Origin of the sequence: Roseimarinus sediminis, assembly GCF_050433125.1 — a bacterium.
Lineage (GTDB): Bacteria > Bacteroidota > Bacteroidia > Bacteroidales > Prolixibacteraceae > Roseimarinus > Roseimarinus sediminis.
The window spans coordinates 43,849-65,619 of record NZ_JBNPXV010000015.1 but is presented as its reverse complement, the minus strand read 5'-3'; the positions used below and the strand labels follow the sequence as shown (position 1 = coordinate 65,619).

Here is a 21,771-nt window from a genome sequence, read left to right as displayed (position 1 = left end):
CATTCATGTTTATGTTATTCAAAAAAACTAATCTGCACGAAACATTAATCGCTGGCAGTGCACCTGTCTGTCATTTTCTGCTTTCATTAAATACATTCCAGGCTTTAGCTGATAGCTTGCCAGATCAATGATTGCTCCATCACTCACTTCAACTTTAAACACCAGTGATCCTGTTAAATCGAAACAGCTTAAGTGTATCGACTGACGTCCTTCTCCTGCCAGTACCCGCACCAATTGTGATGTCGGATTTGGGTACATCCTAAATAGCGGTTCATCGATAGGATCGAGTAACATCTTATAGTCGTCGTTGGCAAAAGGAGAGCCGTCTGTTTTGGCGGATGCTTTCCAGTAGGATGCCAGGCCCGGGTTACCCTGTGGTAAAGAATCAAGCGACGTGAGTGAGTAACCATCCCCATCGGCTTCTTCGGGCCATGGCGCTTTGTCACTGTATTCAAACGAAAGAATTTCATTAGCGCTACCATCAAGCAGTTGGATCAACTCACCGCTATTACTAAGATTCTTTTTATAGTTACCTGAGGGATGGATCCCATAGCGCTCAAAAAACCTGTTTGGTTTTGAGGCCAGCACATAAAACTGTCGGGGTTCAAGGATGGTCCCGTTTGGAAAGATATATTCTATACCACTTTCAAATACTGCACCTGATAAATCGATGTTGGAAGCACCAATGTTACGGAATTCAATAAACTCAAAATCTTTTCCCGCGATCGTATCACTTCCTTCAATCACATCCGACGGATGATAATGCAACTCCGTCACTTTAAATCCATCAAAATTACGCTTACTGTTTCGGAAAACCGTTTTTAATGAAGGCCCCCAGCCATCGCTGTATTTAATCCTGGTCCATAAAACTTCGGTGTCGCTAAAACTGAGTTGTACCTGAGTCCCCCCCGCTTTCGCCCCTGCCGAAAGTGCCCCACCCGGCTGCCGGGGATCGGTATTGTTGAGTGTGTAATAAATTGTGCCACCTGAGCCGTTATTTGAAATATCAACTTCAACAGGTTCATCAAAGGTAACAAGTGACTGGCTGATTTCAGCTCCATCGACTAAAATAAGAGGACACTCGCCATTTATCCACAGCTTTTCATTTTTTAGTTGCAGAATAACAATTGAAGAACGTTTGGGGAAGAAATCGCTGTACATTTTATTGATCTCAGGAAGCCAATGATCATTCATGGTCAGCGATGACGTACTTTGCGCATCGCCCCAGCGGGCCGATTCTGCAACAATTGCCCTGTCGATTTCCTGGACCCTGCTGCGAAACAAGGCTTCCGTTTTTTCGGGGCTAAGTACTCCTCCCTTTGAAAAACAATGCCAGGCACGATCGGCAAAACGCAAACGATATTCAGCGTTGGCTGTCAGTTTGTGGTGCAGCCATTGCGGATTAAAATCACCTGCATTTGTTATATTCATAGCACAGGAAGATCCCAGATTCACCCTGTTTTCGTTGATGCCGGAAAAACCGTAAACCCGGTCGACAAACATGCTGTGTTCCGAATCGTGAACCAGAAATCTGAAGCCTTTACTTTGATCTTCCCGGTTGTAGATGGCATAAAAATTATTGGGCATGTCGTTGCTGTACCAGCCCGAAACGGGGGCATCGAAGTTGCCTGAATAAAAGATGACCAGCATATAATCGATCAGGTTATCGAGTTCGACCAGAACCTTTCCGTTCGGAACTTTTTTGCCGTTTTCGTCCTTCCCTTCAAGTGCAAAATAGTTTTCATTTGCTTTGAAACCGCTTTTACACAAATTCCAAAGCGCTTCCCACGCGTCGAGGTTGCCATCGGTGGCTTCGACATAATAAGGCCAGGGCTGCGTATTCACCTTTACCACATCAAAATCCTCCTTGTCACCTTCAAAATACGATTCCGCAAAGCTTGCCTCGGCCCGTTCGTCGCTCTGATAAATTCCCCAGTACATTCCATTCAGGTACAGGTGATAATAACGTCCGCGCTTATACGGCTGCCCCATCTCGCGCTGCAAATCGCGGCAAAAGATATCCTTCACCATGGTATTGTGTGAACTGCCATCCATGCTCCACGAATAGTTTTGTTCGCAACGCAGATCAATACAATCGAACGCTTCGGCACCTTCGTTATCAAACAAAGGGAAGTTCAGTTTTTTTGCTCCGTACTCCTCCCTGAAGAAAAGCCTGAAAGCATGTTTGGGATTGTTCTTGTTTTTTGCACTGTTTCCGCCCCTGATGCGCAAGCCGGCATTCACCTGAAAACCTGCACCGTCATTGGGGTTGATCAGTTCGACAGAACAAGGCCGTTCCCATTCTTTTCCCTTTTTTTCGGCATTGACATAAATACCAGTTTCAGGATCGAACAAATGCGCCATATCGGTAACAAGCGATATGGTTGGGATTTGACTGAGTGCGTGTGGTAATTGAATTGAATATTGACTGTTGTCCAATACATCATCGGCCATTTCATAGTCGATCAGCTGCGCATTCACTTTTTTTGACGGCCAGTTGTACCCCGGGCTCTTTTGTTGCTTCACCTTATTGGCAAAAATGTAGCTTTTGGTTAAAGATGGTGCAATTATAGTATTGCCCGCTTTGAGCACTGCCCGGACAATGAATGCCGGGGTGCGACCCCGTCCGGCAGTAATATCAGGGTTGATTTCGATTGAAACCTTCTTTCCACCTTTTTTTGCACTATCCGAAGAAGAAGGATCGCTTCCATCGATGGTATAAAAGATAGCGCCATCAGTAAGCGAAGTGGTAATTTGGAGGGCGAACGGAGTAGTATAGAATCCTGATTCGTGGCTAAACACCATGTTCTCTTGCACATTGCCGGGCTGATTTTCAGGATTGAAACTCCCGGCACATGTTAGCTGAAATAGAATGAAGCTGATAAAAAACGGAACAAAGTGCATAAAGTTAAGATTAAAAAAACCTGCTGCTTAGCCAACTTTTTTCAGCCAAACAACAGGTTGGTATCCATCATCTTCGATGTTTATTTTATTGAAATATTAAAAACAAAGGTTGCCTGAACGGTTTTACCACTTTCATATTCGTAAACCAGGGCCTGCTTAATAGTGAATTGGTCGCCCGGGGCACAATGGCCTGGATATTGACCAATGGCAAAGGTAAAGTTGGCTGCATCGTATTCGGAGTAGACCATGGCATTGTCGCCCCAGTTAATCACGTTCCCTGCAGCATCGAACCAGTGTCCGTATCCGTTGGCGGTGGTAGTTTCATTCAAATTGCCATTACTTTCAACAGCATAAAATTTGATTTTGCTGTCCATCAGACTGTTGATTTCGCCTGGTTGTAATACAAAGGCTTTCGACAATTTATCCAAATCACTCTCAATAGAAACAGCAGCTCCCGGATAGGTCTCCGCACTAAAAGGAAAGCTCACATCGTAGCTTAAAGTCAGGTCCGACTCTTCTTCAGAACCATCGAATGAGATACTACCCAGCAAATCAGTATTTTCGAATTTCACCTTGTATGGCCACTGATCGTCGTTGCTTTCGAGTTCGTCCCAGGCATGTGCCTTGTAACTTGTAGGAGCACCTGTAATTACCAACCAAAGACGGTTGCAGCCATCGGGAATGGTAAACGAAACATCGTTGTTGGTTTTTCGGTTCATCTCACCATAAACACGCTGTCCATTGTCGAGCAAAGCTACATAGCCATAGCGCCATCCCGCGCGGGTCATCGACGATTTGTTGTATTGACGGGTTGAACCTACGCTTCCGTCGTCGGTGTATTTACCGGGGTCGTCGGGTGCCAGTGCCGAGCCAGGCGACAAAGCCTCGAAATGTGTTGTAACAATCGTTCCGGCATCGGGAACATTGAGCGGAATTACGTTGTAACCGGTAGTGCCGGGGCAATGGCTGTAAGCAACCTGGTACGATCCGTCTTCTGTTTTATACAGCTTATAGGCATATTTCCCGATGTAGTTGCTGCCACGATCGCGAATGGCATCTAAATCCCATGTTGTCAATTTCGTTGCAGCATCGTACATCTCGGCATTGAAATCTTCGACCGACAAATTGTTGATTCGCATGTAGGCTTCAAAAGGATCTTCGGGTTCTTTAGCTTCACGCCATATTTTTCCGATGATGTCGATGCCGTGTTTATCGGCCCAGTAATAGTTCATCCAATAGCTGGCATAGCGATGCCACTCGTGGCAAACATGCCGAAAGTAATTTTCGGAATACACTGTAAAGTGATGCGAGTCGAAGGCCTGCATCGGATAGCTTTGATAGGCCTGCCACTGGGCACATTGTTCCCAGTAGGTATTTCCTCCGTTGCCTCCAAAGCCATAGCGAAACCCGGCTCCCTCTCCCAAATCGCAAAATACCTGATATTGGAAACTGTGTCCAATTTCGTGCGCAATGGTCGATCCCACCGGTTTACAAGTTCCCGGATTCACCCACAATGCACCAATTACATCATCGTAGCCCGAACCGTAAGCCATCCATTCTTCGGTATAGAAAAGGTAGATTTGCATTTTGTACAAATCGAGATTTGACTTGCCCTCTTCTGCAAATTTCAATTCGTTGACATTCAAATCATAAAACAGCTCTGCTTTTTCAAGCATGTCATCGATATCGACCCGCAAGGCCTGAGGAACAGTTGCTGCATTGGGGTCTTCGCCAAAGCCTTCTTCCCAAAACACAACGAAATGCTCCGACTGCCTGCTTCGTACGAAAGTCCATTTGCTGTCGCCTCTCAGAAAATCGACATTGCGGTGTTCGGCCGGTTTATAAAATTTATTGAAATCCTGAACTTCCGAGGCTTCAAGTACAATTACTTCGGGAATGGTATCAGGTTCTGAGGTCGATGTGGTATCAACGGGGTTCGGTTTAGGATCAGGCGGATCTATCACATCGTCGCCACAAGCCGTCAAAAAAGTCAATGTGAGCAGAAAAAAGAACAAAAGCATAAAGCGATGAATGCTCGAAAAACTCACCATTCCCTGCTTTACCTTCTGCTTGCTGATAGTTACTAAAATCATGTTTGTTGTCTTAATCAATATATTTAAACCATCTGGAACTTGTTTACAACAACCCGAAGAACCAACCATCAGGAAAAGTAATAAAGATGGTCAGTTCTTCGGCTGTGTGATTTATTCTACATTAAAAGTAAGATTAATTGTCACAGATCCACCGTTGCATGTTGCAGTTAATACAGAAACAAGCGACATGCCTGCAGTAGCATTATCGGGATGATTACCTCCATACAGGAACAGTTCTTCTTTATTATGTCCGAGGCTGCACCAAACAACGCCTTCGGCCCATTCCCCTGCTGTTCCGTCAGCTTTTAACCAGAAACCAGGTGCATCGGCAGTGTATACCGGGTCGGAATCAGTGACTTCACCCTGATACAATTTAAGATCGCCTGCTGCAATGGCCTGATCAATCTGATAGGTAGTCATTTTGAATGCATTGCGCAAGGTTTCCTTAACATCGGCTGTTACCGAGGCATAATCATTGCTGTAAGCCTTGCTCAGTGTAACATCAAGGGTAAGCGCTTCAGGATCGCCTGCTGGTGCAGTTTCCGGGTCGACATATTCATCGGCTTTCAATTCAAAGCTGATATTGAGCGTAAGCGAACCACCGTTACAGGTAGCTATATAAGTTGTATTGATGGTGTTACCGGCCTGAGCATTATCAGGATGGTTGCCTCCGAAAAGATAGAGTTCATCTTCGCTATGCCCGATACTGATCCAAACCCAGCCTTCGGCCCATTGTCCGGCTGAGCCGTCGCTATTGAGCCAGTATCCGGGAACATCGGCCGAATAAGCCGGATCGTCGGCACTCACTTCACCCACATACAGTTTCAAAGTACCATCAAGTATTGCATTATGAATTTGATAGGTGGTCATTTTAAACGCATTGCGAAGGTGCTCCCTGACATCGAAAGTAACTGATGCATAATCGCTAGTTAACTCCTTACTAAGCTGAACGTCGATGGTTACATCTTCGGGATCGCCTGCCGGGGGAGTTTCAGGATCGACAAAGGCACCGGGGGCCTGAGTAATCACACTAATTACCACGGCCGCACGCAAGTCATTGTACTTTAGTGCTTCGATAAAGGTAATTGTATCGTTTTCAACAAGGTGCCCGGGATACTGACCAACAGCAAACACACCGGTTTCCGTATTGAATTCGGCAAACACCATGGCATCGTCGCCCCAGACTGTGATATCACCATTGATATCCCACCAGTGTCCCCAAGGGGAGTTGGTGTTGGTTGCACTGCCCACGTCGGCACGTGTTGAGCCTTCGATGGCAAAACCTTTCACTTCGGGCGCACCACTTTCGCCGGCTATACCCAAAAGTAAATCTGCTTCTGAAATACCAAAAAGTTCAGCAATCTTGTCTGTTTCGATCGTCACCGAAGTACCATCGTAGACGGTTTGACTAATTGTGATCTGGGCTTCATAGCGTAGCACAAGGTCGGCATCAATTCTGTTGCGCTGTGCTTCCTCTATCGAATCCTGGCGATCCAGCTCTGCCTGTTGTTCGGCTGTTAGCTGGTGGGGGTTGCTGAAATCTTCATTTTCCCCGCATGCAATCATTCCCATGATCAGCATGGCCATAAAAATGTATGATAAAATACTTTTCATTTTCATTTCAATTTTAAGTGAATTGGATCAACATTATTCTGTTTAAAAGGAATAACAGGATAAAATGTTAATTATAACCCTCATTCTGATTTAAAGAAATATTGGCATCGAGTGCAGCTTTCGGAATCGGGAAGTAATCCCAGTGACTTTCGTCGCTTGCATCTTTACAGAACCACGATTTTCCGTTAAATACGTTGCGGCCATCGGCCATTTTAAAACGGATCAGATCCTGTCGGCGATGATGTTCTCCAACAAATTCCCAGGCCAGGTCGTCGAGCAAGCCACCCAGCTCAATGTCATCGCCCCCTTCGTAGGTAGCAATAAACGATGCAGGATTGAAATTGGTAAAGCCTTCGCTGGTATATTCGCGGTGTCCGTAATCGTATACGCTTCCGCCTTTCAAATCCTCGACAGTACGGACTGCTTTATCAGCCGAATCGAATGAACGACGGCGTACTTCAGTAATCAGGTCGGCAGCCACCTGCTCATCGCGTTGGAGCCTAAGCAAACATTCAGCTTTTATAAACATGGCATCGGCCAGGCGGAAGAAAGCAACATCGTTTCCATAAGTTCCGCCATCGCCGGCAACAATTTCACTTTTCACATAGCGATAACCTTCCTGCTGGTAGGCTCCGGGATTATCAATTGAGTGCACCCTTACCGAATAATTCAGCACGCCGTTTCCAGCCCAGTCGTCGGTTGTAAATGCAATTAACTCGCCCGACTGAGGCACGGTATTCCCCTGTGCATCGGTTGTTGCCAGTCGTTGTTCGCCGCCGGTCCAGGTATAAGCCAGGCGAAGGTCGCCATCACGGTAACTTTCAATAAACTGTGGTACAGCACAACTGCCGTTCCAGGGCGAACCGGTATAACCATAGGCTGCTGCTCCGGCACCCACCAGACATTTATTTACCAGGTAATTATGACTTGCATTCTTTTTATCGAGCGGCAAGGCAAAAATCACTTCAGGTGAAGCTGCTATGCTGGCTTTAAAATTATCGAGGTAATGAGGGGCCAACTCATAGCCTCCTTCAGTAATTATTTCATCTACCTCGGCAAGTGCTTTTTCGTAATAACTATTATCATTGGTGTTAAAATAAGCATTGTAATTAAGGTAGAGTTTTGCCAACACCATATTGGCGGCATAGCGATTGGGATAGCCAAAAACCTTTTCACTACCCAGCTCATTCTTAATGGCATCGAGTTCACTTACACAAAAGTCGAAGATGGTTTGTGCAGAGGCTTGCTGCGGAAGGTAGCCAGCTTCGAGTTCCTGAGTAGTTTCCAATGGAACATTACGGAAAGCATCAAGCAGTACATAATAGTTCAAAGCTCTCATAAAACGCATTTGTGCCTGAGCCTGGCCACTGTCGGGTAATACATCGAGCGTTTTGTTTGCATATCCAATACCAACATAAGCATAATGCCATAAGGGATCGATATGTCCCTGCGTTTCATTCCAGGTATGTTTGTGCATGTTGATGTAAAGGTCGCCCCAGCCAACTCCAATGCGTTTGGGAGTCATATACGTATCGCTGCACTCTTCATTGAGGTCGAAATAGCCATTCCACCCCCAATAGAGAAAACGAAACTGGGCATACACTTCACCCATCATATAACCTACAATTTCAGGATCGGTCACATCGATGCTTTCATCGGTAAGCTGGTCATACACGGTCTCGTCGAGGTTAGTGCAGGAGCCTGCAAAAAACAGAAGACTTACGATGAAGCTTTTTATCAGGTATTTGAAATATTTCATAGTTCAGAGATTTAAAAGTTTACAGTAAGACCAAAAGTATAGGAACGAATGGTGGGATATTTGTCCCGATCGTCGATTCCAGGTGCCAGGAAGTAATTTGAAACTTCCGGATCGAGGCCTGAATAGGCAGTAATACAGAACAGGTTCTGGCCCGATACATACACCCTCAGATTTTGCATGTATTGGCGTACAGTACCTGAAAGAGGGAAAGTGTAGCCCAGTGCTGCATGCGTTAATTTCACAAAGTCACCTTTTTCAATCTGATCGCTCCACACCCCCTGCGACATTGCTGGAGAAAGCATTACTTTGAGCTGTTCGCCACTTACGGGGTCGATCACTGCTGCGCCTGAAGCATCGATGGCGGGATGAAGGTTGGCTGCTGTTTTTAAACGATTGTAGGCGATCGAGTTATTTTCATAGAAGCTACGTTGTACATTCAGTATTTCGTAGCCAAATTGACCTGTGAATTGCAGGTTAAGGTCGAAACCTTTATATTGGAAGGAATTGTTCCATCCGGCATAAACCTGTGGAAGACCGTTGCCCAGGCGCTGGCGATTGCTTTCGATGTTATACTTGGTATCGAATTCTTTGACGGTCCATCCTCCTTCGCCATCGGCTACTTCAACCAGTACAAAACCGTCTTTACTTACACCAACTGATCGGAGCCCCCAGAAATCGCCTAAACGATGACCAATTTCCATTGCATGCGTTGGGACAGATATGGGGTCGCTAACACCACCTACTTCCATGAAATTATCCGTTTCGTACAACTCGTTGGAAAGGCTAAGCAGTTTATTCTGATTATGAGATAAAGTGAGTGTTGTGTTCCATTCGAAATCGCCTGCTTTGACCGGGATGGCTGAAACCATGAGTTCAATTCCCCGGTTTTGCATCTCGCCCACATTGGCTGTGGTCCAACCATACATATTCGGTGGTACAGGAACAGCATAATCATACAATAAATCAACGGTTTTCTTCGAATAAACATCGACAGCACCACTTAATCTTGAATTGAGCAAGGCCCAATCAAGGCCAATGTTCACTTCGCTGGTTGTTTCCCATTTTAAGTTTGGATTGGGATTTTGAGCTACAATTAGCGAAGGGGTCCACTCTCCATTCATGCTCAGGTGTTTGCCCCATGTATCATAATCGAAAGTAGTAAGCGACATGTATGAGCTGCCGGGAATTACTCCTGTCACACCATATCCGGCACGAAGCTTCAGGTTGTTAACTAAGGTAACATTCTCCATAAAGCTTTCATTGCTGATGGTCCAACCCAGTGAGGCAGAAGGGAAAGTACCCCATTTATTGTTCTGACCAAACTTGGATGAGCCTTCACGACGAACGCTTAACATGGCATTGTAACGATTTTCATAGCCATAACTCACCCGACCAAAGAAGCCAATTAACTTGTTGTCGTTTTTGTATGAGCCCATACTAGCAGTATGATCTTCGTCGGTGAGATAGAGTCCCTGTCCCAGATTATTGTAGAGATACGACTCAGAAGGAAACTCGGAGTTACCGGCATTGAAGCCATCGTAAACATTATACAAATAGCTGTATCCAGCCAGTGCACTTATCCGGCTGTCCCCAATTTCAAAGTCGTATTTTGAAGTCAGTTCAAGATTATCGCTTTGGCCATTGGATGATGATTTTGACGCCGATCCACGTACCTGGCCGGTAGCCTGACTGTAATAACTGCTGGTATAATAATTTTGCGAGGTTCCGCTATTTTCCTTGCGCGACAACATCAGGTTGGTTTGCCATCCGCGTATTGGTTCAAATGTTACGTTACCTGTAATTCGGGCAAATTTCGATCGGGTATCGCCAATTAATTCATTTTGAATGGCTACAGGATTATAATACTGGAAGCGACTAAATTCCTCGTAATAAGTACCGTCTTCGTTGTAAACGGGGGAAGAAGGATTACGAATCAGTGCCTGCCTGTATACATAAGCATTATTGTTATTAGTATGCTTATGTGTCGAATAGAGCATGTTCACATTAAATTTAAGCATGTCGTTCATGGCATACTGACTAAAATCAAGCTGTGCTTTGATGTCGTTTCGATCGCTGTTGCGCATCATTCCTTCTTCATCGGAGAAAGTAATATTGGCTGCATAGGTCGATTGTTCCGTTCCTCCTTCAAGATTCAGCGAATGATTTTGGGTGTAGCCGGCTTTTCGTGTTACAACTTTAAGCCAGTCGGTGTCATATCCTTCGTATTCGAAGTTAGTCCGGGCATAAATAATGTCATTCACATCCATAAAGTCGGCTGTTTTGTACCATTCCGAAAGCGAAACATATCCGGCATAACTGGCTTTTGCCCCGGTGTTTCGTCGTCCTGATTTTGTTGTGATAATGATTACCCCGTTGGCCCCTCTGGTACCGTAAATTGCAGCAGCTGAAGCATCTTTTAGCACATCGATGGCTGCAATGTTTTCGGGAGCAACCGTGGTTAGCGAGCCCTCGATCCCATCGACCAGAACCAGCGGTTGTACACTGCCCTTGATGGTTGTTATCCCTCGAAGCATGATGCTTGATGCAGCATTGGGGTCGCCCGATGATTTTGTGATACTCAAACCAGCTACTTTCCCTTTTATGAGCTCGGCAGCATCGCCAATTTTTCCTACCGAGAAATCTTCGGCTTTAACACTCGAAACAGCACTGGTTACATCGCCTTTTCGTTGCGTTCCGTATCCGATGGCCACTACTTCATCGAGGCCAATCATATCTTCCTGAAGTACGACATTAATAACAGAACTGTTACCCACTTCAACTTCGTGATTTTGCATCCCAATAAAGGAAAACACAAGGGTATTTGCATTTTCGGGCAGCGTTACCTGATATTTCCCATCGGCATCGCTTATGGTTCCCTGTATCGTTCCTTTTACAATTACAGATACACCTGGCAGGATGTTCCCGTTTTGATCAGAAACCACACCAGTTATATTTCTGCCCTGTGCCATTAATCCTGCCGGAATTAATACAAAGAGAAAAAATACCAATAATAAAGGTTTTTGTAGTTTAAGCATAGATCTCATTTATTAATGATTAGTTTAACAATAAAGAGTTAGATTTGAACATTGACTAATTTGACGGATTGTACAAATCCATCTGTGATAAGATAAAGGAAGGATTAATTGCTGCTTAAAACCGTCAAAAATGTTTAAAATACTTGTATAAATGTACAAACACACACAAGCTACAATACTGATCTGCTGTCCACTACGCAAATACACCAAAAAAATTAAGCAATTACACCCACTTTTGATGAAAGCCTGTTGAGATGCTTGTACTTCGTAAGCGACTTATAAGTTAAAATATTCGCGGGGAGACTTTCCGTAGTGTTCCTTAAAGCGTCGGGTAAAATAGGTAGGGCTTGAGAAGCCTGCTTCGTAAGCGGCTTCCGAAATGTTGCATTTTCCGCTGGAGATCAATTTGACGGCTTCCTTTAATTTTATCGTGCGGATGTATTCGGTGGTAGAGCAATTGGCAATACTTTTGAGCTTCATGTGTAGCAACGAACGGCTCAATCCTAATTCCTTTACCAGTTCCGAAACATCGAACGAAGTATTGTTCATATTTTTCTTGATTACTTCGGTCACCTTTTCGATAAAAAGCTTATCCGATTCCGATTGAGCAATATTTGCCACGGGCACAAAAGCATCATTCTTAAACATATCAATCAGTGCCTTGCGGGTATTGAGGATATTCAGAATATTTTGCTCCAGCTCTTGAGGGTAAAAAGGTTTTTCGATGTAAAAATCGGCACCGGTTCCCAGTCCCGCCAGTCGGTTTTCGGCACCACTTTTGGCAGTAAGCAGAATGATGGGAATATGCGATGTTGTCAAATCACTTTTCAGTATACGGGTTAGTTCGAGGCCATCCATCCGGGGCATCATGACATCACTTACAATCAGATCGGGCTTTATCGTTTTTACCAGCTCAAGCGCCTCTATCCCATCGAAGGCCACATAAACCTTGTAATTTTCTTCGAGTGTTTCGCGCATAAAATCGATCAGTTCGTGGTTGTCTTCAACCAGTAAAATCGTTTTATATCGGAGACCTGCATTACTTGCTGATGAGAGCTGTCGGCAATCATCGTCGTAAAGCACTGCCATCGCCGGCAATTCGTGAATATATTGAGGAGCGTCATGTACAATTTCGTCCGTGGCGTAAGCATCTTTGCTTATGGGAAGCTTGACGATGAAAATGGTTCCGGTACTGCCCGATGAACCTTCATGCCTGCTTTCCACACTAATTTTTCCTTTGTGTAGCTGTACCAGACTTTTCACATAAGCCAGGCCAATTCCGGAGCTTTTAATTTGCTTGTTTCCATCATCGGAATGAAAAAAGCGATCGAAGACTTTCTCCTGCATCTCGGGAGCGATTCCTTTTCCACTGTCGCTAACAGAAATAAGGAGTTCGTATCCGCCTTTCTTTTTAGTTTCTTTACCTGCCAGTGTTACCCTTAAATCAACTTCTCCACTCACACTGGTGTATTTGAAAGCATTAATCAGGAGGTTAAAAATTATACGTTCCACCTTTCCGGGGTCAATCCATACTTCAGTTCCTGCTTTTGGAGTGCTTACTTTAAATTGAATGTCGCTTGCCTCGACCAGCGATTCGAACGAGCGGGCAATCTCCCCTATGTATTCTGCAATATCAATTTTTTCAATTTTGAGTACCTCACGACCGGTTTCTACTTTTCGAAATTCAAGTAACTGGTTAATGAGATTGAACAACCTTTGGGCATTCCGTTCAATACCGGTGAGTCGTTTGCGTGATATCGGGCTGAGCCTTTCTTCTCCCAATACTTTCTCAAGCGGTCCCATGATCAATGTTAGCGGGGTTTTCAGCTCATGCGATATATTGGTGAAGAATTCAAGTTTCACTTTATTTATTTCTTCGGAATGCTCTTTATCACGGCGTTCGATTTCAACCAGTGCCTTCGATTTCTCAAGGTTTCGCCCTACCATGTAAATCACAATGGAGAACACCCATGCCAGAATAAAGTAAACAAGAAAAGCCCAGGGAGAAAGCCAGAAAGGCGGTTTCACTATTATTTGCAAGGTACGCCCATTACTAGTGGCATCCATATCGTTTTGATAACCCTTCACATGAAAAATATATTTTCCGGGACTTAAGTTGGTATAGGTGGCATAATTACGGTTGCCTACATGGTTCCAGTCTTCTTCAAAACCTTCGAGATAATAGGCATACAGGCAACGCCCCAGCGAGGCATAGCTAAACGAGGTAAATTCGAGGGTAAAGATGGTTTGATTGTGGTTAAGCACAATTTTGTCAGAGCGGTTTAACGACTTGTCGAGCGGCGATCCTTTACCCCCCGGCTGTACATATTTGTTAAATAACTGAAAACCTGTAAAGCGGATATCCTTATGGTTTTCAGCCTGCTGCAAATCATTGTTATTAAAGGAAACCATGCCATTGTTGCCCCCAAAATAGATATTTTCTTTGCTGTCGGTAAATGATGCCCGGTAGTTAAACTGGTTAAAAGGTATGCCGGAGTTGGTATCGAAGAGGGTGAAGATATCACTTTCGGGATGAAACTTAATTAAACCACTGTTGCAGCTTGCCCAAAACCAGCCATTGTCGGCCTCCTGCAAACTGAACATCCACGATCCGGGAAAACCTGTTTGGGGGTTGAAGAACTTCACACTTTCGTCGGCAGGATTGTAACAACACAGGCCGTCGTAACAATCGCCAATCCATACCCGCTGTTTCGAATCGGTGCGCACAAAATTGATATCGGCCATTTCGGGGGCTTTATCAAACTCGTGTAACTTGCCGCTGCTGATGTCGTAATAGTAAACTGTTAAAGCCGACGAAAACCACAAGGTATTTCCATTACGGGCCATCGATTCGAATTGGTAACCATTCAGAATCTCGGGAAAAAATGCCTGAAAAGTTTTTTCTTTCAGATGATACAAATTAATGCCGGCCGAAGTACTTACAAACAATGAATCGCCAAGCTGCATAAAGGAATAAATATTATCGGAATGCAGGTTGGGAGCATTTTTCATATTCAGGTACGAGAATGTTTGGCTTTTAATGTCAAGAATATTGATACCACCGGTATAGGTGGCAATCCATAATGTTTGATCATCGATGAAATGCAGGTCGTGAATATTATTGTATGATAGGCCGCTGTTCTCGCTTGTATATCTGCTAAGCTTTCCGTTTTCCAGGTTAATCATGTTCAGCCCCATGTCTTCGAGGCCTACCCAAATATTTCCATCGATATCTTCAGAAAGGCAACTTACTACATTCCCTCCCAAACTCCAGTTTCCAACCCCCGACTGCCAGGTATGAAAGAAACTTTTTTTCCCATTCCAGAAGTTAATACCGCCAAAATAAGTGCCCAGCCAAACATTCCCGTCTTTATCGCAAAAAGCATCATAAATCGGATCGGTATTCAGGCCGTTAGGATTGGCCGGATCGTAGCGGCAGTATTCGATGCTGTTTTCCTTGTCGTCGATTATTGACAAACCGGCTTCTGTTCCAATCCATATGCGTTGGTTGGCGTCTTCGGTAAAGCAATGTACCATATTGTGGGCCAGGTACTTGTTCCCGGTTTCATCTTTTGAATACCGTGTAATATTACCCGTCTGGGTATTGAGTCTGAACAGCCCGTTGCTTTCTTCTCCCAGCCAGACATTCGAATCGTAATCGATAAAATATAAACGAGCAATCAAAGGATTCATTTGTTCGCGGACATTGAAACTTTTTACTTCGCTGTTTTCAATGTCGATCCAGAACAGAATTCCGTTATCGGTAAGGGCTACTATTTTATCGTTGGTGTTGTAATGCTGAAGGAACAGATGCTTGTCGGGCAGCTTACAAAATTCCAGTTTCTCATTGATTCCCGAAATTCGTCCTGTGGCAAAATCAAAATATAAAAGGTCATTGTTACGGCACATCCAGTATCCATTGCCAGCAGGCATTAACGATTGCGTTTGACCCAGATTATTCAGCTTTATGCAGGAATGAAAGGTTTCGTTGTCCTGATCGAAATAATAATAACGCCCGCGGTTGGTACGGGCAACCAAAAGCGTATCGTTGAACATAAAAACCTTGTTACAAAACAGGTCGCTTGCTTCGCCAAACTCGTTGTAGGCAGGAAATTCTACAAAGCGGCTTCCATCGAAACGTACCACCGACACACGCGTTGCCATCCACATAAAACCCAGGTTGTCCTGAACCATACTTTTAACATACGACGATGGCAATCCGTCTTCGTTGGTATAATGGTGAAAATTGAACACATTCTCACGGGCCGAATTAACACCGGGCAGTAAGCATAAAAAAAGAAGCACCCAAAGCGATTTTTTATATCGGTTCAGCGCTTTACGCGAAAACTTACGGTATATGTTGAAATTCGGGTCCATCTTTTCTGTCAGGTCAAATATTGAATTATCCCGTTTTTTATCGAGTCACTGCTTACTTATGGGTGATACCTGTTTTCAGCTGAATGGCACGAGGGACTTTCGTCAAATTCGGAAAAATAGTTGCTTAAGAGCTTGTACAAAGGCTTGTCGTATGCTTTCAACTCTTCGCGAGTGTTTAGCTGGTTGTGTTTTCCGTCGGGCATTTCTACTTCGGCATTCACATTGAACCAGTTTTGTACCCCTTCGGCCCAGTATTCATACAAGTTGGTTTGTGCGTAAGTGTTATTATACAGCCCGTTGGCAATGGCCTTATCGAGCAGCGTCTGCAAGGTATCGTTAAATGATGGGTAGATAGGTGCAATGCCTGTCAGATGAATCGAATGAGCAAACTCGTGAATCAAAATATCTTCGGCATGGTACTTATCAATCTGGTAACAGAGCAAATTCTCTTCGGCACAGGTCGTCAAGGGCAGTTCCAGATCGCCCCCCAGTCCGCGGGCACGAAGGTCCCAGTTAATGGTAGTATCGTTTACCAGGTGAGCATGTTCGGGTACATCGGTTGTACCTTCATAACGAGCCATTACTCCTACCCGCAGACCAACATCCTGCATTTGTTTCAGAACGGGTTGAGGCAAATCGTTTGTCATAAAAGTTACAATGCGCCAGGCCTGCACCAGGGCCGAATCGGGTACCCGCCACGAGCTGATAATTGGTATTCCATTGGCATTGAGGTATTTTTTGTAAAACGAATCGAGTTCCAGCTTTGCCGGCGGTGGCGTTACCTTTGGCTCTTCACTTTCTTGCGAAAAAGCCGCAACAGCAAACATGATGAATGTTGCAGTAACAATGAATTTTAACGTTCTCATATCTTAATTTTTTCACTGCAGCGAACACTGAGTTTTCACAGCGTTCGCTGAGGTATCTTATCAATCTTTTTCAATCTCCCATCACTGCATTCAATCTTTCTCAACCTATATCCCACAAAGCCCACCAAGAGCACAAAGGATAAATAGTTGCAATAAATCAATCTTTTCAATCTCCCATCAATCCACCTCAATCCGATTCCATCGAGGTGTTTGCGCTCCCAGCAGGTGTTTTACAAAAAAGTCGCGACGTTTGCGTTCGCCATATTCGCCGCCAAGTGTGTGGTTTACCCCGGGTAATACGACCAGTTCGAAATCTTTTTGGGCCTTGATTAAAGCATCGGCTACCTGCATGGTCGAAGCCGGATCAACATTGTCGTCCATTTCGCCAACAATCAGCATTAAGTTTCCTTGCAGCCTGTGGGCATTACATACATTCGAACTTTCTTCGTAATGTTTACCAATGGGAAAGCCCATCCACTGTTCGTTCCACCATATTTTGTCCATGCGGTTATCGTGGCATCCACATGCCGAAACGGCTACATAGTAGAATTCAGGATGAAATAAAAGTGCTCCCATGGAGCTTTGTCCGCCTGCCGAGCCTCCAAAAATGCCCACCCGTGTGGTGTCCATAAATGGCCGCGTTTCGGCAGCTGCTTTGATCCATTTGATGCGATCGGGGAAACCGGCATCTTTCAGGTTTTTGTAACACACATCGTGAAAGGCTTTCGATCGGTTCGAGGTGCCCATGCCATCCATTTGTACCACGATGAAACCCAGTTCGGCCAGCCCTGAATAGGCATAGTGATAGGCGCTGAAACTTTTTTGAGCAAACGAACTATGCGGACCGGCATAAATGTATTCGATGACAGGATAACTTCTGGTACTGTCGAAATTGGTTGGGTAGTAAATGTTACCCCAAATATCGGTTTGATCATCGCGGGCCTTGGCCACAAATACTTCGGGATACTTCCATCCCGCTTCCAGGAGTTCTGAGATATCGGCTTTCTCGAGTTCCATCAGCACCTTTCCGTCGGAGCTACGGCGCAACACACTTACCGGAGCATGGGTAACTGCTGAATAAGTATCGACAAAATAGCGATGGTCGTGGGAAAAAACAGCCTGATGATTCATTGCCTCAGGAGTAAGCTCCTTCAGGTTTGAACCATCGAAATCCACCGAATAATAATGAATGAAATACGGATCTTCGCCGGCATTCATTCCGCTCGCCTTAAAAATAATACGGCGATTCTCTTCGTCTACATGTTCCACACCGCGCACCACCCATTCACCTTTGGTGATTTGGTTTTTCACCTTCCCGTCACGGGCATCGTACAGGTAAAGATGATTCCAGCCATCGCGCTCCGAAGCCCAGATTATTTCTTTCGTAGAATCGATGTCGTGCCGAAACCGCTTACCACTGTAGTCGATAAAGGTTTCGCTGCTTTCGTCAATCAGGATGCGTACTTCGCCGGTATTGCCATCCACCTCAGCTAGCTGGTAAAGCTGATGCCCACGCTGGTTAAACTCAAAGGTAAAAGCCTCGCCATCGGGCCACCACTTTAGGTTGCTGAGCGAATACTGATGTTCGAAAGGCCGGGTGTCGATTTCAATTTTTTCTCTATTTTCAACATCGAAAAGGCTTGGTTTTTCAATAGGCAGGGCATCGCCGGGTTTGAGGTATTCTCGTTGGTGCAGTTTAGGCTGTAGCTGCCCCTCGGGCGACGACTCAACAAACTGTATGTGTTTTGGCGTATGCCGACGTACTTTGTTTACAGCAATTTTTTTTGAATCGGGCGACCACTGTATGTGTCCCGAATAGAATTCACCTTCGGAACCATCGAAACTCAACTGGGTCTCTTCACCGCTTTCGATGTTTTTCACCCAAAGATTGTATTCCTTAACAAAGGCCTCGCTGCTGCTGTCGGGCGAAGTTACCGGACCACGTTCATAACGGCCTTCGGTACTGCCCCAATAGCCATCGCGCGAAGGTCTTTCTTTTACTTTCCCTTTCTCTTCGAGTTTGTTTTTCGAAAGGTTGTACTCCCACTTGTACTTTGCCATTTCGAAGGTAAGCACCTTGCCGTTTTCGGAATATTCAAGCTTGCGTAAATTTAGTTCGTAGGGTTTGTAGTCTTTCTTTTTTGATAATTCATTGAGTTTCTCACACAGTTTTTCGTGGTCGAAAGCCGGTTTTAGGCTTGAATTTTCGGCATCGGCCAGTTTGTATTCTGTGCCCCGGCGTGTTTTCACTTTGTACCAAAATGTAGAAGTTTCATCCATCCAGTTGACATCGACATTGGCGTTATAAACCAGATTACTGAAGGTTGAAACCGAATCGGCACGACGGTAATCGTCGGCGGTAACTTGCGCCCTGCCAGATGTGGCAAGGATAATCAAACACGAAAAAAAGGTAAGAAACTTCATCATCATTTTATTTTTCTATTTCAGACAAGCGAACCATAAACACACCATGCGCGGGTATTTCAACTCGTAACTGCTCATTGGTTTTTCCTATTACCTGATGCTGCCAAAGATCGTAAACTTTATACACAAATCGGCGATGCCATTTGAAAACAATTGAATGCAATTGAAGACTATAGAAAGCAATTGTTTTCAACTGTTTTCCATCGCTTTCAATGGCTTTATAAAAACGATGCTGCACAACACGGACTCAATTAAGTTAATAATAGATAGAGGTTATATCAATCAACTTTCCATTCGTGAATGCCGCCCGAAACGCCTTCGCCCAGTTTCACGTTAAGCCGCAACGACTGAGTATTTACGGGTTCAAAATTTACCACATTGTATTTATCGTATTCCAGGCTGTAATCGTCGGTTGTTTTCACCGGTAACCATTCGCCATCAGCATTTTTGTATTCGAGATTCCACCATTCAGGAGCACGAAAGTCGCCGTCGTAATGGGTCATGTCGAGCCAGTAAACCGACGAGCTACTAAGAGTTTGTTCCTGCTCAAAACTGTACTGCACCCATTCTTCGGTGCCTTCTTTCAGCCACCAGTAAAAGTATGATTTGTCGTAATCGGCCGATGATGAAGGGGTAAAACCATCGTTGAAGCCCGACACCCATCCGGTTGAGCCTTCGCATTGAGCAGACAAAGCAGGAGATCCTGAAGGCTTTTCGACACATGCCTCCGCATTTTCGGGCATCCACAGCAACATGTTGGCTGTACCCCGGTTATTCCACGTGTAATAGGGAATCGCCTTCAACTGAACCGGTTTCGTTACCTGCTCGCCATTAATGGTTTTAACCATACGACCGGCCATACTTAGCGTTGTAACGCCGCCCAGTAAGGCCGACTCGTACTGTGCCGAAACTTCGGTATTGGCCGGCACAAAATGGTCGAACAACCACGCATTGTCGTTGTCTTTATCTTCGAAACAATACACCACCGGGCCGCGCTGATAAGCCAGTTTGTTGTGGTTGTTGCTTATTTGGTTATGGGCAACAATTTTTTTAACCGGCATCGGAAAATTGATTTCCAACACATCGTCGGGCTGCCATTGATATTCAATCAGGGCATAGCCTTTCTCTACCTCAACATCAACCATTTCGCCATTAATCGAGAAAGAATAAGCGCTTGGATAATCATCGACAAAATGATACAAATCGGACGGCACGGCTTCGTTCTGAACCCAGCCGGGAATCCGAATTTTCAGGCCCACAGCTTCGCTAAGCGTTCTCTGGTTCAACGTCATTTTTATATTTCCCTCCCAGGGATAACGAGTTTGCTGACTAATTTCAATTGTATCGTTCATAAAGGGAATTTCAGCAATGCCCTGGGCAAAAAGATTAACATATATATACTTGTTGCTTACAGAATAAGCATAACCAGGTACGGAAGCCATAAAGCGGGTTACATTGCCCGGGCAGCAGGCACAGCCGAACCACGGGGCACGGTCGTGATTATGAACCGATTCGAGCGGATTGTCGTAAAAGAAAAGGTCGCCACTTAACGATACCCCCGAAATCAGTCCGTTATAAAGTGTTCGCTCAAGTACATCAAAATATTTGGCGTCTTTTTCATTCAAAAACAGCCGGTAATTCCAGTAAACATTTGAAATAGAAGCACAGGTTTCGCAATAGCTGGTCATGTTGGGTAGTTCGTAATTTTCGCCAAAACCTTCGCCCTGGGCACGTTGCCCAATACCTCCGGTAATGTACAGTTTTTTCGATACCACATTTTTCCAAACCCGTTTGCTGGCATCCATTAAGGCTTTGTTGTGCTGAATGGCTGCCACATCGGTTACACCCGAGTACAGATAGCCCAGTCGCACGGCATGACCCGCGGCTTCGTCCTGCTCAACAATGGGTTGGTGATCCTGACTGTACTCGCTCAACTCATGCCCGTCGGTCGCTTTACCTGTTTCGTCGATAAAGAAACGCGCCAGGTTCAGGTATTTTTCATCGTTGGTAACATGATACAGTTTCACCAGTGCCATTTCGATAATCGGGTGCCCCGAAGGTACTTTTTTCTTGCCGGGTTCGGGACCAAATTCTTCATTTACCAAATCGGCATTTTTCAATGCAATATCGAGCAGCGAACGTTTGCCGGTGGCCTGATAATGTGCCACAGCAGCTTCGTATAAGTGTCCGCAGTTGTACAACTCATGACTGTTCAGCCTGTCCCAGCGGCCTTTGCCGTACCAGCCGCTCAAACGCTCGCATTGGTTGGTGATGCTGGTGTAGAGATAGCCATCGTCTTCCTGTGCAATGCCAATCAGGTAAATCAAACTATCGAGATAATTGTCCAGTTCGGCATTGTATTGTACGGCCAGGGTGTAGGAGGCCCCCTCCAGAATTTTATACACATCAGTATCGTCGAAGGGGAAATCACCCTGATGCTCTCCCTCGATAATATGGCCTGCCAGTGCAAAGTTATCCATGCGGCCTGTTTCTTCCGACTTTTGAAAAGCCGAAGGAATGGAAACCGTTCGGTTCACTTCAATTTTGGGCGCCCAAAACACATCATTCAGGTGAACCTGAGTAAACGGCACCTGGGTCAACGGCTCGTCGGTCTCGCCTGTGGAGCAGGCAAGCATAGCGCCCCCCAACAGACTTATGGCAAAATATTTCTTAATACGATTCAACATCTCTTTTCTGAT

General features: G+C 45.0%; 10 protein-coding genes. All 10 read right to left on the bottom strand.

The window, feature by feature from the left end; genetic code table 11:
• Positions 1–27: 27 nt before the first annotated feature.
• The 10 genes from FHS86_RS16370 to FHS86_RS16325 all read right to left on the bottom strand — a co-directional run bounded on the left by FHS86_RS16370 (position 28) and on the right by FHS86_RS16325 (position 21,759).
• On the bottom strand, positions 28–2,904 hold the full coding sequence (locus FHS86_RS16370; protein WP_429416175.1) for a CotH kinase family protein: 2,877 nt from the start codon (positions 2,902–2,904) through the stop codon (positions 28–30).
• Positions 2,905–2,984: 80 nt separating this feature from the next.
• On the bottom strand, positions 2,985–4,997 hold the full coding sequence (locus FHS86_RS16365) for a DUF4859 domain-containing protein (protein ID WP_429416173.1): 2,013 nt from the start codon (positions 4,995–4,997) through the stop codon (positions 2,985–2,987).
• A gap of 111 nt (positions 4,998–5,108) precedes the next feature.
• Positions 5,109–6,611: a DUF4859 domain-containing protein gene (locus tag FHS86_RS16360; RefSeq protein WP_429416170.1), complete on the bottom strand. Its 1,503-nt coding sequence runs from the start codon at positions 6,609–6,611 to the stop codon at positions 5,109–5,111.
• Between the two features lie 67 nt (positions 6,612–6,678).
• Positions 6,679–8,370: a RagB/SusD family nutrient uptake outer membrane protein gene (locus FHS86_RS16355; protein WP_429416167.1), complete on the bottom strand. Its 1,692-nt coding sequence runs from the start codon at positions 8,368–8,370 to the stop codon at positions 6,679–6,681.
• An 11-nt stretch (positions 8,371–8,381) separates the two neighbouring features.
• Positions 8,382–11,405, bottom strand: coding sequence for a SusC/RagA family TonB-linked outer membrane protein (locus FHS86_RS16350; protein ID WP_429416164.1), 3,024 nt, complete (start codon positions 11,403–11,405; stop codon positions 8,382–8,384).
• 276 nt (positions 11,406–11,681) lie between these two features.
• Positions 11,682–15,710 carry a hybrid sensor histidine kinase/response regulator transcription factor gene (locus FHS86_RS16345; RefSeq protein WP_429416161.1) on the bottom strand — a complete coding sequence of 1,343 codons (4,029 nt, stop codon included), beginning with the start codon at positions 15,708–15,710 and terminating at the stop codon, positions 11,682–11,684.
• A gap of 128 nt (positions 15,711–15,838) precedes the next feature.
• On the bottom strand, positions 15,839–16,648 hold the full coding sequence (locus FHS86_RS16340; protein WP_429416159.1) for a hypothetical protein: 810 nt from the start codon (positions 16,646–16,648) through the stop codon (positions 15,839–15,841).
• 177 nt (positions 16,649–16,825) lie between these two features.
• Positions 16,826–19,075, bottom strand: coding sequence for a S9 family peptidase (locus FHS86_RS16335; protein WP_429416157.1), 2,250 nt, complete (start codon positions 19,073–19,075; stop codon positions 16,826–16,828).
• A gap of 4 nt (positions 19,076–19,079) precedes the next feature.
• The gene (locus tag FHS86_RS16330; RefSeq protein WP_429416154.1) at positions 19,080–19,310 is read right to left on the bottom strand and encodes a hypothetical protein; all 231 of its coding nucleotides are present in this window, start codon (positions 19,308–19,310) and stop codon (positions 19,080–19,082) included.
• Between the two features lie 40 nt (positions 19,311–19,350).
• Positions 19,351–21,759 carry a glycoside hydrolase family 127 protein gene (locus tag FHS86_RS16325; RefSeq protein ID WP_429416151.1) on the bottom strand — a complete coding sequence of 803 codons (2,409 nt, stop codon included), beginning with the start codon at positions 21,757–21,759 and terminating at the stop codon, positions 19,351–19,353.
• Positions 21,760–21,771 lie beyond the last annotated feature (12 nt).

Excerpts from the sequence above, each read along its gene's own strand:
- FHS86_RS16335 (WP_429416157.1), bottom strand. The coding sequence starts at position 19,075 with ATGATGAAGTTTCTTACCTTTTTTTCGTGTTTGATTATCCTTGCCACA.
- FHS86_RS16350 (WP_429416164.1), bottom strand. The coding sequence starts at position 11,405 with ATGCTTAAACTACAAAAACCTTTATTATTGGTATTTTTTCTCTTTGTA.
- FHS86_RS16365 (WP_429416173.1), bottom strand. The coding sequence starts at position 4,997 with ATGATTTTAGTAACTATCAGCAAGCAGAAGGTAAAGCAGGGAATGGTG.
- FHS86_RS16355 (WP_429416167.1), bottom strand. The coding sequence starts at position 8,370 with ATGAAATATTTCAAATACCTGATAAAAAGCTTCATCGTAAGTCTTCTG.
- FHS86_RS16325 (WP_429416151.1), bottom strand. The coding sequence starts at position 21,759 with ATGTTGAATCGTATTAAGAAATATTTTGCCATAAGTCTGTTGGGGGGC.
- FHS86_RS16340 (WP_429416159.1), bottom strand. The coding sequence starts at position 16,648 with ATGAGAACGTTAAAATTCATTGTTACTGCAACATTCATCATGTTTGCT.
- FHS86_RS16370 (WP_429416175.1), bottom strand. The coding sequence starts at position 2,904 with ATGCACTTTGTTCCGTTTTTTATCAGCTTCATTCTATTTCAGCTAACA.
- FHS86_RS16360 (WP_429416170.1), bottom strand. The coding sequence starts at position 6,611 with ATGAAAAGTATTTTATCATACATTTTTATGGCCATGCTGATCATGGGA.